Source organism: Alteromonas sp. ABH4_456, assembly GCF_056160645.1.
This window is the reverse complement of record NZ_JBSWXO010000072.1, coordinates 1-204: the sequence shown is the minus strand read 5'-3', so window position 1 is coordinate 204 and position 204 is coordinate 1. Positions and strand designations below refer to the sequence as shown.

1 pseudogene is annotated in these 204 nt (G+C 53.4%); it reads left to right on the top strand.

What is annotated here, in order from left to right:
* A pseudogene (locus tag ACXAG2_RS20975) lies at window positions 1–204 on the top strand (IS21 family transposase); the annotation flags it as partial.

Below are 204 nucleotides of genomic sequence, written 5' to 3'. Positions count from 1 at the left end.
GTAAACCACATCCCCAACAGGCGTTCCGCGTCTGTCTGGGTGCATTGCGGTTAGCCAGTCAGTATCCGCCGCAGCGGCTCAATACCGCCTGTAAGCTGGCTAATCAGCATCAACTCTATCGCTTACAGCAACTCAAAGACATCTTAAACAGTAATCAGGACAAGCTCCTCAGTGAATCCGGCCAGGACACCCTGACACTCCCTC